Below are 13,704 nucleotides of genomic sequence, written 5' to 3'. Positions count from 1 at the left end.
CTCTCGTGGGACGGGTTCAGTGGAAGAATTCTGCGATCACGGTGGCGCCGAGGAAAGTGCCGGCGGTCGCGGTGAGCGACACCACCACGATGCGCCACCCGAGCTGGCGGAACACCGGCAGGTCCTTCGCGACCGAGAAGCCGGCCAGCGCGAGCACGGGGGTGGTGAAGGCCAGGAAGTTGAGCTTGGCGGTGATCGCGATCAGCGCGTCGGAGAACGGGAACAGCCCCGGGATGCCGGCCACCGTGGCCACCACCGACAGCACCAGCACCATCGGCAGGCGCGGCACCAGGCGCTTGATGCCCTCGACGATCAGCGCGATCAACGCGACAGCCGCCAGGCCTTCGAGCGACACCAGCACCGGCACCTTGTAGGTCAGCGAGTTGCCGATGAGCACGCCGCCGCTGACCACCGCCCAGGCGATGAGCGTGTCGCGCAGCGGCAGCGCCCCGCCGTGGCCGACGCTGACCTGCGACACGGCGCCCGTGCCGGCGTCCTGCGCGCCGCGCTTCGAGAAGCGGCCCAGAACCGGCTCCAGCTTGCCGTAGAGCCACGAGCACAGCGGCAGCGACAGGAACAGCGTGAAATAGAAGCCCACCACCGTCGTCAGCAGGTTCGACGCGGCGGCGATGGCGGTGAGCTGCGGCAGCATCTCGGCCGGCTGCTGCGCCGCGATGGCACCCAGTGCCGCCGCCATCAGGCTGCCCGAGCCCACGCCGGCGCCCATGGCCAGCGAGCGCGGGTCGAAGATGTGCAGGCTGGCGATGAAGCCCGCCAGCACCGCGATGAAGAGCGCACCCAGCACCGTGCCGGTGATGTACTCGGCCAGCACGCCGCGGCCTTCTGGCGAGGCCATGCCGTACTTCTCTCCGATGATCACCAGGTTGCCCTCGCGCCCCACCGAGAAGGTGGCGCCCACTGCCTCGCGCTTGATGCCCAGCAGCAGCGCCAGCGGCAGGCCCAGCGCCAGGGTGCCCAGCGCATGGCCGAACTCCTGGAAGAGCAGCGCCCAGCCCGCCTGCTTGACCTGCGGCAGCGCGGCACCCACCGTGAGGCCCAGCTTCACCACGAACAGCAGCAGGCCCGCGTTCAGCAGGCCGCCCGCGAAGGACTGCTCGGCCGTCGCCACGCGCACCGCGCCCGGCAGGCGGCGATGCGCGATGCCCCATGCGGCCGCGATCAGCAGCGCCCACAGCATCGGCAGCAGCGCCACCTTGCCCGGACCGACGCTGAACTGCACCGGGCCGATGAGCTCGGCGGCGGCCACGACGGCCAGGGTGACGAGCAGGAGCCTGAGTTTTCCGGAAGCCGAGGAAGAAGCGACGGAGGGCAGCGTGGAGGTGGTTGAGGCGGCGGATGTCATCGGGTGGGCATCGTGTGGCGCAGCAGCGGCTGCGGGGTGCCGGGGAGTTTCGGATCGCCCGCCTCTTGCATCAATGACCGCGAATTGACATATTTGTTGCATTGGATGCAACACTCAGGAGACAGGGCCATGGACGACAGGCTCGACACGCGCCGCGTGCGCTACTTCATGCAGGTGCTGGACAGCGGCTCCGTGCGCGGCGCCGCCGAGGTGCTCGACATGGACCCCTCGGCCGTCAGCCGCGCCATCGGCATCCTGGAGCAGGAGTGCGGCCTGCCGCTGCTGGAGCGCCACGGGCGCGGCGTGGTGCCCACCGACGCGGGCCAGATGCTGGCCGGCTACGTGCGGCGCCAGCACAGCCAGAAGCAGCACCTGATGGCGCAGCTCGACAGCATCCGCAAGATCGAGCGCGGCCACATCGACATCGTGGCCGGCGAGGGCTACGTGGACTGGCTAATGCGCCACAGCCTGCGCGACTTCATGATCTCGCACCCGAAGATCACGATCGATCTCGACGTGGCCAGCACCGACGAGATCGTGCAGCGGGTGGTGGAGGAGCGCGCCCACGTCGGCCTGCTGTTCCAGCCGCCGAAGGACGAGCGGCTGACCTCGCACCATTCCCACCCGCAGCCGATCCAGGCAATGGTGCTGCGCTCGCACCCGCTCGCGCAGCTCGACCGCCCTCTGACGCTCGCCGACCTGCAGCCCTACCCGGGCGCCACGCTGCACCGCAATTTCGGCGTGCGCCAGCACATCGAGGCCGCCGAGATCAGCGAGGGCGTTCGCCTGGCCTCGCTCCTGACCACCACCTCCTTCAGCGCGCTCGGGCACTTCGTGTCGGCGGGGCTGGGCTATGCGCTGGGCACGCGCATCTCGCTCACGCCGAACGCGAGCAACCCCGAACTGGTGGAACTGCCGATGAAGAACCCGCTGCTGTCGCAGGGCCGCTCGCACATCGTCTCGCGACACGGGCGCATGCTCTCGCCGGCCGCATCGGAGTTGCTGCGGCAGGTGGTGGTGGACATGCGGCGTTTCGCGGAAACCAAGCCCTCCGGATGACGATGAAGGGCTTCGTTGCGCGCCGGGGCCCTTCGGTGTTCTGATCGGGCCCAACATGCTCTACGTCACCGCCCTCTTCATCCACCTGCTGTGCGCCGCCTTCTGGGTCGGCGGCATGGCCACCATGCACTTCGCGGTGCGCCCTTCGGCCGTCGCCGCGCTCGAACAACCGCCGCAGCGCCTGCGCATGATGGCCGCGGCGCTCAGGCGCTTCTTCGTGGGGGTGGACGCATCGGTCACGCTGCTCTTCGCGACCGGCGTGGCGATGATCCTGGCTGGCGGCGGCTTCCGCGGCCTGCACTGGCGCATCGAGGCCATGATGAGCATCGCGATCGTGATGGCCGCCATCTACACCTACATCCGCGCCTCGGTGTTCAGGGCGATGCGCCGCGCGGTGGATGAAAGCGCCTGGCCGATGGCTGCCGCGCGGCTGAACACGGTGCGCAAGCTGGTGACGGTGAACCTGGCGCTGGGCGTGATCGTGTTCGGCGTGGCGACCATCGGGCGCGCGGGCTGAACGAGCCCGCGTCTTTGATCCGGCTGACGGCCGCCGCGCCTGTCAGACCAGATTCAACTCCACCTCGATGTTGCCCCGCGTGAGCTTGGAGTACGGGCAGGTCTGGTGCGCGGTATCGACCACGGCGCGAGCAGTCTCGCGGTCGAGGCCGGGCAGGCTCACGTCCAGTCGGGCCTGCAGGAAATACTGGCCTTCCTGCAGGACCAGGTCGACCTCGGCATCCACCGAAAGGTCGGCCGGCAGCTTGACCTTCAGCGTGCCCGCGGCCTTGCCCATGGCGCCGATGAAGCAGGCCGACCAGCCGGCGGCGAACAGCTGCTCGGGATTGGTGCCGGTGCCATTGCCGCCGGGGGGCGACAGCTGGATGTCGAGGTGGCCGTCGCTGCTGCGCGATGCGCCGAGGCGGCCGCCGGTGGTGTGGGTCTTGCCGGTGTAGAGGACTTGCTTGTCGGTCATGGTGGTTCCTTTGGATGGAAGGTGGTTCGGAATGAGGCCCCGTCTCGGGCCCCATCGCCTCGTGTGACGTGCATCTGAAGCGATGCAGGAATTACATCGGCGGGCTGTATCCGCGATGTGTCGAACCACCTGCCGATTTGCATGCGCGTGTGTTCACTGCGTCGGGCAGACACAGTGGCGTACAAATCGGCGGAGAAAGAAGAAAGAGAGGAACGCTCAGGCCGCCGCGGGGCCCTTGAGCTCGACGCTGTTGCCGTCGGGGTCGGCGATGTAGATCGAGGGGCCGTTGCCCTCGGCGCCGAAGTTGTTCTGTACATCGCCGTGCACCGTCACGCCATTCGCCGCCATCAACACGCGGATGGCGGCTTCGTCGAAAGGCTCGATGCGCAGGCAGAAGTGATCGACGTTGCGGCCCTCGGTACCGGCGAGCGCCCCGCCCTGCCTGCCCAGCGGGCCGTCGGGCGTGACGAGGTCGATCAGGCTGGCGCCCGCGCGCAGGTGCACGAGCCCCAGGTCGTCGCGGCGCTTCTCGACGGTGCAGCCCAGCACGCCGCAGTAGAAGGCGATGGCGCGTTCGGCGTCCTTCACGCGCAGCACGACGTGGTCGATGCGCAGCACCGAGAACGGCGGCCGGCGCATCGGTTTCGTCATGCCGCTTGCCTCTTCGTCAGACCACGCCGGCCGAACGCAGCGCCTCGAAGCGGGCGGCGTCGATGCCCATTTCCGCCAGCACCTCCTGCGTGTGCTGGCCCAGCGCCGGGGGCGCGTGGCGAAGCACGGGCGGCGTGGCCGACAGGCGCAACGGGCTCGCCACGCCGGTGATGCTGGCGATGCCGTCACCCGCATCGCGCGGCAGCGTGACCGCGAGGCCGCGCGCCTTGACCTGCGCGTCGTCGAAGGCCTGCGCGATGTCGTTGATCGGGCCGCAGGGCACGGCCTTGTCTTCGAGCAGCGTGACCCACGCGGCGGTGGTGCGGGTGCGGGTGAGCTCTTCCATCATCGGAATGAGCACGCCGCGGTGCTTCACGCGCAGGGTGTTGGTGGCGAAGCGCGCGTCGGTCGCCCACTCGGGGTGGCCGCCGGCCTCGCAGAAGCGCGCGAACTGGCCGTTGTTGCCGATGGCCAGCAGCATCGCGCCGTCCTGCGTCGGAAAGTCCTGGTACGGCGCGAGGCTGGGGTGCGTGTTGCCCTGGCGTCCGGGCGCCTTGCCGGTATTGAGGAAGGCGCTGGCCTGGTTGGCGAGGATGGCCATGCCCACGTCGAGCAGCGCCATGTCGATGTGCTGGCCTTCGCCGGTGCGCTCGCGCACCTGCAGCGCCGCGAGGATCGCGGTGCTGGCGTAGACGCCGGTGAACAGGTCGGTCAGCGCCACGCCCACGCGCAGCGGGCCGCCGCCGGGCACGTCGTCGGGACGGCCGGTGATGCTCATCATGCCGGTCATGGCCTGGATCATCAGGTCGTAGCCCGCGCGCTCGGCGTACGGGCCGTCGTGGCCGAAGCCGGTCACGCTGCAGTAGATGAGGCGCGGGTTGGCCGCGCGCAGGCTCTCGTGGTCGAGGCCGTACTGCTTCAGGCCGCCGGTCTTGAAGTTCTCCACCACGATGTCGGCCTGCGCCGCCATCTGCCTGAGCAGCGCCTGCCCGTCGGGCGTGGCCATGTCGACCGTGACGGAGCGCTTGTTGCGGTTGCAGGCGGTGAAGTAGCTGGCCTGGTCGGTGTCGTTGCCGTCCGCGTCCTTGATGAAGGGCGGGCCCCAGGTGCGCGTGTCGTCGCCGACGCCGGGGCGCTCGATCTTGACGACGTCGGCGCCCAGGTCCGCGAGGATCTGCGTGCACCACGGGCCGGCGAGCACGCGGGAGAGATCGAGGACTTTGATGCCGTCCAGGGCTGCTTGAGGGGTCATGGGTCTATCGAGAAGGAATACGGGGACAGAACGCAGAAGTCGCGAAGGCCACGCAAAGGTCGCAGAAGTAAAACCCAGGAATTGCTTCGGTTTCCTTCTGCGACTTCTGCGTGCCTTTTGTATTTCTTCTGCGTTCGGCTGTCCGCTTTCAGTTCGAGAACGCCGCGATGCCCGTGATCGCGCGGCCCAGGATCAGCGCATGGATGTCGTGCGTGCCTTCGTAGGTGTTGACCACTTCGAGGTTCACCAGGTGGCGGGCCACGCCGAATTCGTCGCTGATGCCGTTGCCGCCCATCATGTCGCGCGCCATGCGGGCGATGTCGAGCGACTTGCCGCAGTTGTTGCGCTTCATGATCGAGGTGATTTCCACCGCGGCGATGCCTTCGTCCTTCATGCGGCCCAGGCGCAGGCTGCCCTGCAGGCCCAGCGTGATCTCGGTCTGCATGTCGGCCAGCTTCTTCTGGATGAGCTGGTTGGCGGCCAGCGGGCGGCCGAACTGCTTGCGGTCCAGCGTGTACTGGCGGGCGCGGTGCCAGCAGTCTTCGGCGGCGCCGAGCGCGCCCCACGAGATGCCGTAGCGGGCGCTGTTGAGGCAGGTGAAGGGGCCCTTGAGACCTTGCACTTCGGGGAAGGCGTTCTCTTCGGGGCAGAACACGCCGTCCATCACGATCTCGCCGGTGATGCTGGCGCGCAGGCCGACCTTGCCGTGGATGGCGGGAGCGCTCAGGCCCTTCATGCCCTTCTCGAGCACGAAGCCGCGGATCGGGCCGACGGCGCCGCTCTCGCTGACTTCCTTGGCCCACACCACGAACACGTCGGCGATGGGCGAGTTGCTGATCCACATCTTCGAGCCGGTGAGCGAGTAGCCGCCCGGCACCTTCTTGGCGCGCGTGGCCATGCTGCCGGGGTCGGAGCCGTGGTCGGGTTCGGTCAGGCCGAAGCAGCCGATCCATTCGCCGGTGGCGAGCTTGGGCAGGAACTTCTGCTTCTGGCCCTCGGAGCCGAATTCGAAGATCGGCACCATCACCAGCGAGCTCTGCACGCTGGCCATCGAGCGGTAGCCCGAATCGACGCGCTCGACTTCGCGGGCGATCAGGCCGTAGGCCACGTAGTTGAGGCCGGGGCCGCCGTACTGCTCGGGGATGGTCGGGCCCAGCAGGCCGAGGGCGCCCATTTCGCGAAAGATGGCGGGGTCGGTCTCGCCGGTGCGGAAGCCTTCGAGCACGCGGGGTGCGAGGCGCTCCTGGCAGTAGGCATTGGCCGCGTCGCGGATCATGCGTTCTTCGTCGGTCAGCTGCTGGTCGAGAAGAAGGGGGTCGTCCCAGTGGAATTGCGCTTTGGCGGCCATGTGGCTGTCTCCGGAAAAGGGGGGAAGAAAGAAAAACGAGGGGGATCGGCCGATGCTAGCCACGCGGGGGCCATGACGCAAACGATGATTCCGCACCCAGATATGCGTTCGTAGAATGTCTTGCAAGATGTTCGAGCGGCTTCTCCATTGACGAGCCATCGGATCCATACATACAGCCGAGGCATACATGCGCCGCAAGATCCCACCCCTGCAGACCCTGGTGTGCTTCGACGCCGCCGCGCGCCACGAGAGCTACACCCGCGCCGCGCAGGAACTGGCCCTCACGCAGAGCGCGGTGTCGCGCCAGATAGGCACGCTCGAGACCTTCCTGGGCGTGGCGCTGTTCCGCCGCACGCGGCACGGCGTGGCGCTCACGGCCAGCGGCGCGGCCTATGCGCGGCAGATCAGCAAACGGCTCGAAGCGATGGAGCGCGACACGCTCGACGCCATGGCGCACCAGGGCGAGGGCGGCTCGCTCTCGCTCGCTGCCGTGCCCACCTTCGCCACCCGCTGGCTGATGCCGCGCCTGAAGGGCTTCGCGGCGCTGCAGCCCGACGTGGTGGTGCACATCGAGACGCGCACCCGCCCCTTTCTCTTCGCCGACGCGGAGTTCGACGCCGCGCTCTATGCCGGCACGCCCGCGCAAGTCGAGAACTGGGCCGGCACGCGCGCGCTGCTGCTGATGCACGAGGACGTGGTGCCGGTGTGCAGCCCCGCCCTTCTTCCGCGCGGCAAGGCCGTGACGCCCGCTGCCATCGTCAGGATGCCGCTGCTGCAGCAGAGCACGCGCCCCGACGGCTGGCGCCAGTGGTTCGACGCGCAGCAGATCGACGCGCCCAACGCACGCGGCGGCCCGCGCTACGAGCTGTTCTCCATCCTCGCCGCTGCCGCGTCGCACGGGCTCGGCGTGGCGCTGATGCCGACCATGCTGGTGGCCGACGAGCTCGCGCGCGGCGAACTGGTGGTGGCCTGCGCGCGGCCGCTCTCGGGCGAGCGCAACTACTACCTCGTGACGCCCGAACGGGCCGACCAGCGGCCGTTGTTGAAGTTCTTCAGCGAGTGGCTGCTGGAGCAGGCGCGGGCCGCCGCTAGCGCAGCGTGATCCCGAGCGAATCGAAGGGCGCGTCGAATTCGGCGCGCCACGACTGGCCGGGCTCCAGCGGCCAGGCGTCAGTCCATGTGCCGGTGGTGACCACGTCGCCGGGCATCAAGGCCGGTGCGCCGGCGCAGCGCTGGAGCTCATGGTTGAAGTGGTGCAAGGCATGCAGCGGGCCGTCGAGCACGTTGGCACCCTTGCCTTCCTCGACGAGTTCATCGCCGCGACGGAGCCTCACGCGCGTGCGGCCGAGCAGTTCGTCGAGCGCATGGGCGCTGGTGGCGAAGTGGCCGACGGGCGTTTCGCGCCCGATCAGCAGGCGCGCGTGCAGGCCGCCGTCGGCCACGGTGTCAGCGGCGCTGAATTTCCAGCCGGGCAGGTGCGACTGCACGATCTCGAAACCCGGCGCGAGCCACGCGATGCAGCCGAAGAGGTCTTCCAGCGTGGCGTCGCGCGGCGGGGTGGCGGCCATGCCGAACACGATCTCCGGTTCGAGGCGCGGCTGGCACAGCCTGTCGAGGCTCACTTCGCCGGTGCCGCCGCTGCTGCGCGTGAGCGTGGTGTTCCACACGGTGCCCCAGATGGGCGCGTAGACCTCGTAGCGGGGCCAGATCGTGCGGTTGGTGAAGCCGATCTTGTAGCCCACTGCGCGTTCGCCGCGAGCGGCGCGAAGCGCGCGCAGGGCCAGTGCCTGCTGGTAGGCGGCGTCCAGGTCGGCGGCGATCGGGAGCGGGCGATCGGCGGGCCACAGCAGGCCCTGGTCGTAGTGGTCGAGAACGGCCTGGGGCGTCATGGCGCCAGCCCTTCCGTCAGCGCTTCGGGGGCCGGGAGCCTTCCCGGGCATAGGCTTCGATGAGCGCCGGGAAGGCGTCCATCTCGGGCAGGGCGCCGAAGCTGTGCTTCGCGGGCGTATTGGCCCAGGGCAGCTTCTCGTCGGTCCAGGTCTCGACGAAGGGCTCGACCCATGCGTGGCTGTCGAGCATCGACGGCCGGAGGTTGACGAACTGGTCGAGGCCTTCGGCGCGCGTGAATATCCAGCTCTTGCAGTGCGGGCAGAAGTAGTGATGCGAATCGGCGCCGTGCAGCCCGCCGATGACGGGCTCGCCCGACACCACCTCGAAGCCCTGCGTGGGAATGGCGATGGAGAGCGAGAAGGCGCTCGCGCTCATGGTCTGGCAGCCGGTGCAGTGGCAAGCCATCGACAGCAGCGGCGGCGCGCTGATGCGCAGGCGCACTCGGCCGCAGCGGCAGCCGCCGGTCCAGGGAAGTTGCCAGTCGCCGGCTTGATCGGGGGATGGATTCGAGGTGCTCACAAAGGTCTCCGCTCAGGTTGTCGATGTGGTCGCCGGCGCTGCCGATGCCGCGCTGTTCTTCTTCGGCGGCGAAGCGCGCGGCGGCCTGAACGGCCCCGTGACCTTCTCCAGCCACGGGTCGCAGACGGCGCGCAGCTGCGGGTCGACGTCGAACTGCGGGTCGCGCGCGTCGAACAGCACCGACTTCTTCGCCTGCGCGCGCACCAGCGAGAAGGCGTCCTTTTCCGAGCGGCTGTTGTCGAACATGAGCGTCATGTTCGCGATCTGCGCCGCGTGGCCGACCGCCGCCTGCGTGCGGGGAAAGCGCTCGATGAGCTTCTTGCGGTCCACGCCGTGGCCGCCCTGCTGCCTGCGCGTGCTCACGCGGAAGACCGACATGTCCACCGACACCAGCCCCACGAAGAGCAGCACGACGAAGTAGCCGGCTTCCTGCATCGCGCGGATGTCGTCGGCCTTCGACTCGTGGCCGCCGCCGGGCAGCGGCTTCCAGTGCGAGAAGACGGTCTCGAAGGCGAAGGGCATGCGCTGGTCCATCACCAGGCTCTTGAAGGCGCGCACGCCCTTCTGCGAAAGGATCTGCCAGCGCTCGTCGTCGTCGCGCAGGCGCTGGGCCCAGGCGGGGATGTGTCCGGTGGCGGGGTCTGCGTCGGGCAGGATGGACATCATCATCCGGTCGGCATTGACCAGCGGCAGGCGCAGCGAGGGCGCCAGGCGCGAATACCAGAGGGTGGATTTGCCGGAGCCGTTGTGGCCGGCCAGCACGAAGGCCACGGGACGCGGGCCCTGCGTCTGCTCCAGCAGTTTCTCGAGCTTCGGCGGGCGGCTGATGCTCACGCCTTGCTCGCGCGGAACCTGCCGTCGACCATGCGGCCGATGACCTTGGTGCCGTCGGCCGCTTCGCGCACGATCTTGCTCGGGTCCGGCGGATAGGCCGAGTAGGCGTACACCTTGGCCGCGTTGGGTCCGCGGAAGACCACCGACCTGTCGATGCCGGGCTTGCCCAGCGCACGGGCCGCCTTCTTCATCAGCGCCGTGGTGTTGTCCTCGGGCCGCACCTGCGGACGCGGCGCCTTGCCGACCTTGACCAGCGCCATGCCGCGCCCCAGCACGGCCACCGGCCGGCCTTGCACCAGCTGCCCCGTGGAGCCTTCGCGCGAGGTGGTTTTTTCTCTTGCCATGAGGGGATGATCGCTCAAAACCCCGGACAGCCTCCGCTTGGCCCTCCAAAGCCCGCGATGCGAACCGGTGCGGAAAGCCGCGTCCGGAAACGGCCAGCCGCTCGGCGCCGAAGACGGGACACTGCACGCATGACAGCAGCAACCCCAGCCTCCCTGGTCGAAGCCCTCGACTGGCCCCGCATCGAAGCCGACATCGCCGCCCGCGGCTGCGCCACCACCGGCACACCGCTTTTCACCCCGACGGAATGCGCCGCGCTCGTGGCGATGTACGACCGGCCCCGTCATTTCCGCAGCCGCGTGGTGATGCAGCGCCACGGCTTCGGCCAGGGCGAGTACCAGTACTTCGCCTATCCGCTGCCGCCGAAGCTGGCGGCGTGGCGCGCCGCGCTGTACGAGCGCCTCGCGCCGCTGGCCAACGCGTGGGCGGCGGCAATGGGCCAGCCGGCCGACTATCCGGCGGAACACGCCGCGTACCTGGCGCGCTGCCACGCCGCCGGCCAGGAGCGCCCCACCCCGCTGCTGCTGCGCTACGGCGAGGGCGACTACAACTGCCTGCACCAGGACCTGTACGGCGACCTGCAATTCCCGTTGCAGCTCACGGTGCTGCTGAGCGAGCCCGGCAGCGAATTCGCCGGCGGCGAGTTCGTGCTGACCGAACAGCGCCCGCGCATGCAGTCGCGCGCCGAGGTGGTGTCGCTCTCGCGGGGCGAGGCGGTGATCTTCGCGGTCAACCAGCGGCCGGTGGCCGGCACGCGCGGCAGCTATCGCGTGACGATGCGCCACGGGGTGAGCCGCGTACGCTCGGGGCGCCGGCATACGCTGGGCATCATCTTCCACGACGCGCGCTGACGGACGAGCCGCCTCTTTTTTCAGCATCTTCCCCGGACTGGTCTAGACAGGTTCGAGCCACCGCCGCGCCGTGCAATACCGCACGGCAAGCCGAAGTCGAGCGAAAATCACGCCCGCTTCCGCGCAGCCACGGACCCCGACACCAACGATCGGCGCCGCGGGCCTGACGGAAGCCGGCCCGCGGCTTCGGCCTTGTGGCGTCGAGTGGTTGTCAGGGAGCTGTATGAACAAGAACTCGTCCGGAAATCCGGAAGCGGCTGGAAAGCCGCCGGTCAAATCTGTCACGGGAGCGTCGCCCCCCACGCCGGCGCTCGTCGCACCTCCCGGGCGCTCGCGCCGCTTTCGGGTGGACGTGGGCACCATCGTGAGCGCGGTGGCGCTGGCGCAGTCGCTGCTGCTGGTGTCGCTGGGCTACTGGGGCTCGCAGAGGCTGGTGTCGCGCATCGGCGTGTCGGCGCACAAGTCGAACCACGACCGCACCGAGGACAAGGTGCTGGCCTTCCTGCAGAAGGCGGAATCGGTCATCAACGCAGTGGGCTCCGCGCCCAGCCTGCGCCCAGCGGGCGAACAATCGGAGAAGACGGCGGAGCTGCTCTGGACACTGCTGCAGCAGTCGCCCGAGCTCGACAGCATCTACGTGAGCAACGAGAGGGGCCAGATGCTGATGGCCCTGCGCTACCCGGTGCCGGCCATGCGCCACATCGAGCTCGACGAAGGCTTCACCACCGAGACCTGGCAGTACAAGCTGCCGCTGGGCGCCGAGGCCAACGTGCAGCAGCGCTACGCCACCCAGCGCCTGGGCGCATTCCGCAGCGACTACGACCCGACCAGGCGCAGCTGGTACCTGCAGGCCTCGAAGGCGGGCGGCCCGGTCTGGACGCAGCCCTATGTGTTCGCCGCCGCGCAGGAACTCGGTGTGACATACGCGCTGCCCAGCCAGCGCAGCTACCCGGGCGGTGCGCAGAAGCTGGTGGTGGCGGGCGACGTTTCGCTCGGCCGGCTCTCGGAATTCGTGCGCCAGTTCAACAGCGACGGCTACGGCGACAGCGCGCTGCTGAGCGCCGACTTCCGGGTGCTCGCGCGCAGCGACATGCCCGGCGTGCTTCACAAGCTGGAGCCGCCCAGCGGCGTGCTGGGCGCGCTGCATGCCCACATGCTCACTGCCGGCACCGCGGGCAGCGGCAGCGACACGGCGTTCTCCTTCACCTACGAAGGCCGCCGCTACCTGGTACAGACCTCGCTCATCCCGAGCACCGGCTGGCAGCTGGTGAGCTGGGTGCCCGAAGACGTGCTGCTGGGCGACTTGCGCCGCGCCGTGCTCTGGGGCCTCGGGCTGGCGACGGCCTTCCTGGTGATCGCGCTGTTCATGTCGCTGAAGCTCTCGAAGCTGGTGACCGCGCCGGTGGAGAACCTCTCGCACATCGCGCGCCGCATCGGCCTGCTGGAGCTCGACAACCTGCCGCGCGAACCTAGCCGCGTGCTCGAGATACAGCACCTGGACCAGGCGCTGGACGATTCGGCGCGCAGCCTCAAGGCCTTCAGCAAGTTCGTGCCGGTGGACGTGATCAACCAGCTCATCGACGAAGGCCACGCGCTCGCTCCTTCGGGTTCGCCGCGCCGCGTGACGGTGATGTTCACCGACGTGGAAGGCTTCACCTCGATCTCGGAGTCGCTGGACACCGACGTTCTGGTGGGCATGCTCACCGAATACTTCAACCTCGCGACCGGCGTTTTCTCGCGGCACGGCGGCGTGATCGACAAGTTCATCGGCGACGGCATCATGGTGCTGTGGGGCGCGCCCTCCGACCTCAAGGACGCGGAGTACAAGGCCTGCCTGGCCACGCTGGAGCTGCACGTGGAGATGGACGAGCTCAACCGCAAGTGGGCCGAGCAGGGCCTGCCCGAGTTCCGCACGCGCGTGGGCATTCACACGGGCACGGTGATCGCGGGGGTGCTGGGCTCGAACGACCGGCTCTCGTACACCGCGTTCGGCGATGCGATCAACGTGGCGAGCCGCATCGAGGGCATCAACAAGCAGCTGGGCACGCTGGCGCTGATCTCGGAAACCACTTTTGCCGGCCTCGACGGCCGGCTGCATGCGCGGCGCATCGAGGAACAGGTGGAACTGCGCGGCCGGCAGACGCGCATGGTGCTCTACGAGCTGGTGATGTCCTAGCGGGGAGCCTGGGTGACGCGCACCAGCACGAGATCGGCGCTGGTGGCACCGCCCTGGGTGAGCACCGGGTACTGCGTGTCGTTGATGAAGAGGAGCTGGTCGCCGCGCGTGATGCGCGCCGATACCGCGTAGCGCATGCGCGGTTCGATGCGCGCGGCATCCACCTTCAACTCGTAGGCGAAAGGCACCTGCCTGCCGTTGGCCTTGATGCGCTGCTCGGCGAGAACCTTCGAGGGCGCGTCCATGAGCGACACGTCGAGCAGCTGCACCACGATGTCGGCCGCGGGGTCGAGCGCGATGCGTTCGCGGTAGGTGACGGTACCGGTCACGCGCAGCTGCGCGGTGCCGCCCGCTGCGGGAGAAGAAGGCACTGCGCAGGCGCTCAGCAGCGAGGCGCCCGCGATGGCGGAGAACATGAGGAGGCTGGTGCGTCTTTTCATCCGCCC

Annotated in this window: 15 protein-coding genes; 5 read left to right on the top strand and 10 right to left on the bottom strand. The window is 69.0% G+C overall.

What is annotated here, in order from left to right:
• Nucleotides 1-16: 16 nt before the first annotated feature.
• Nucleotides 17-1,363, bottom strand: coding sequence for a DUF3100 domain-containing protein (locus tag ABL843_RS00795; RefSeq protein ID WP_418118663.1), 1,347 nt, complete (start codon nucleotides 1,361-1,363; stop codon nucleotides 17-19).
• 129 nt (nucleotides 1,364-1,492) lie between these two features.
• Between ABL843_RS00795 and ABL843_RS00790 the strand changes: the two genes are divergently transcribed.
• Together ABL843_RS00790 and ABL843_RS00785 are read left to right on the top strand one after the other, a co-directional pair.
• Nucleotides 1,493-2,422: a LysR family transcriptional regulator gene (locus ABL843_RS00790; RefSeq protein ID WP_184638908.1), complete on the top strand. Its 930-nt coding sequence runs from the start codon at nucleotides 1,493-1,495 to the stop codon at nucleotides 2,420-2,422.
• 55 nt (nucleotides 2,423-2,477) lie between these two features.
• A complete protein-coding gene (locus ABL843_RS00785; protein ID WP_418118662.1) occupies nucleotides 2,478-2,939 on the top strand; it encodes a CopD family protein in 462 nt (153 codons plus the stop codon).
• A gap of 42 nt (nucleotides 2,940-2,981) precedes the next feature.
• Here ABL843_RS00785 and ABL843_RS00780 read toward each other — a convergent pair whose 3' ends face one another.
• The 4 genes from ABL843_RS00780 to ABL843_RS00765 form a co-directional block, all read right to left on the bottom strand.
• The gene (locus ABL843_RS00780) at nucleotides 2,982-3,395 is read right to left on the bottom strand and encodes an organic hydroperoxide resistance protein (protein WP_418118661.1); all 414 of its coding nucleotides are present in this window, start codon (nucleotides 3,393-3,395) and stop codon (nucleotides 2,982-2,984) included.
• Nucleotides 3,396-3,611: 216 nt separating this feature from the next.
• Nucleotides 3,612-4,046, bottom strand: coding sequence for a VOC family protein (locus tag ABL843_RS00775; RefSeq protein WP_418118660.1), 435 nt, complete (start codon nucleotides 4,044-4,046; stop codon nucleotides 3,612-3,614).
• Nucleotides 4,047-4,062: 16 nt separating this feature from the next.
• On the bottom strand, nucleotides 4,063-5,298 hold the full coding sequence (locus ABL843_RS00770; RefSeq protein ID WP_126020562.1) for a CaiB/BaiF CoA transferase family protein: 1,236 nt from the start codon (nucleotides 5,296-5,298) through the stop codon (nucleotides 4,063-4,065).
• A 148-nt stretch (nucleotides 5,299-5,446) separates the two neighbouring features.
• Nucleotides 5,447-6,646, bottom strand: a complete 1,200-nt coding sequence (locus tag ABL843_RS00765) for an acyl-CoA dehydrogenase (RefSeq protein WP_093195687.1) — start codon at nucleotides 6,644-6,646, stop codon at nucleotides 5,447-5,449.
• A gap of 187 nt (nucleotides 6,647-6,833) precedes the next feature.
• Here ABL843_RS00765 and ABL843_RS00760 point away from each other — a divergent pair, with 187 nt between their 5' ends.
• A complete protein-coding gene (locus tag ABL843_RS00760) occupies nucleotides 6,834-7,748 on the top strand; it encodes a LysR substrate-binding domain-containing protein (RefSeq protein ID WP_418118659.1) in 915 nt (304 codons plus the stop codon).
• Here the strand turns inward: ABL843_RS00760 and ABL843_RS00755 are convergent.
• The 4 genes from ABL843_RS00755 to ABL843_RS00740 are packed head-to-tail and all read right to left on the bottom strand — an operon-like array spanning nucleotide 7,735 to nucleotide 10,233.
• Nucleotides 7,735-8,535, bottom strand: a complete 801-nt coding sequence (locus tag ABL843_RS00755; RefSeq protein WP_418118658.1) for a 2-keto-4-pentenoate hydratase — start codon at nucleotides 8,533-8,535, stop codon at nucleotides 7,735-7,737. The genes ABL843_RS00760 and ABL843_RS00755 overlap by 14 nt on opposite strands.
• A 16-nt stretch (nucleotides 8,536-8,551) precedes the next feature.
• Nucleotides 8,552-9,055: a GFA family protein gene (locus ABL843_RS00750; protein ID WP_418118657.1), complete on the bottom strand. Its 504-nt coding sequence runs from the start codon at nucleotides 9,053-9,055 to the stop codon at nucleotides 8,552-8,554.
• A 12-nt stretch (nucleotides 9,056-9,067) separates the two neighbouring features.
• On the bottom strand, nucleotides 9,068-9,889 hold the full coding sequence (locus ABL843_RS00745) for a zeta toxin family protein (RefSeq protein WP_418118656.1): 822 nt from the start codon (nucleotides 9,887-9,889) through the stop codon (nucleotides 9,068-9,070).
• Nucleotides 9,886-10,233, bottom strand: coding sequence for a hypothetical protein (locus ABL843_RS00740; RefSeq protein WP_221297555.1), 348 nt, complete (start codon nucleotides 10,231-10,233; stop codon nucleotides 9,886-9,888). Before ABL843_RS00740 ends, ABL843_RS00745 begins: the two co-directional genes overlap by 4 nt.
• A 129-nt stretch (nucleotides 10,234-10,362) precedes the next feature.
• Here ABL843_RS00740 and ABL843_RS00735 point away from each other — a divergent pair, with 129 nt between their 5' ends.
• Both ABL843_RS00735 and ABL843_RS00730 read left to right on the top strand, forming a co-directional pair.
• The gene (locus tag ABL843_RS00735; RefSeq protein WP_418118655.1) at nucleotides 10,363-11,082 is read left to right on the top strand and encodes a 2OG-Fe(II) oxygenase; all 720 of its coding nucleotides are present in this window, start codon (nucleotides 10,363-10,365) and stop codon (nucleotides 11,080-11,082) included.
• Between the two features lie 223 nt (nucleotides 11,083-11,305).
• A complete protein-coding gene (locus tag ABL843_RS00730; RefSeq protein WP_418118654.1) occupies nucleotides 11,306-13,258 on the top strand; it encodes an adenylate/guanylate cyclase domain-containing protein in 1,953 nt (650 codons plus the stop codon).
• Here the strand turns inward: ABL843_RS00730 and ABL843_RS00725 are convergent.
• On the bottom strand, nucleotides 13,255-13,698 hold the full coding sequence (locus ABL843_RS00725) for a YbaY family lipoprotein (protein WP_260319317.1): 444 nt from the start codon (nucleotides 13,696-13,698) through the stop codon (nucleotides 13,255-13,257). The genes ABL843_RS00730 and ABL843_RS00725 overlap by 4 nt on opposite strands.
• Nucleotides 13,699-13,704 lie beyond the last annotated feature (6 nt).

The organism is Variovorax sp. 350MFTsu5.1 (genome assembly GCF_048302515.1).
GTDB classification, from domain to species: domain Bacteria; phylum Pseudomonadota; class Gammaproteobacteria; order Burkholderiales; family Burkholderiaceae_C; genus Variovorax; species Variovorax guangxiensis.
The sequence above is the reverse complement of the archived record's forward strand: the minus strand, read 5'-3'. Positions and strand labels throughout refer to the sequence as shown.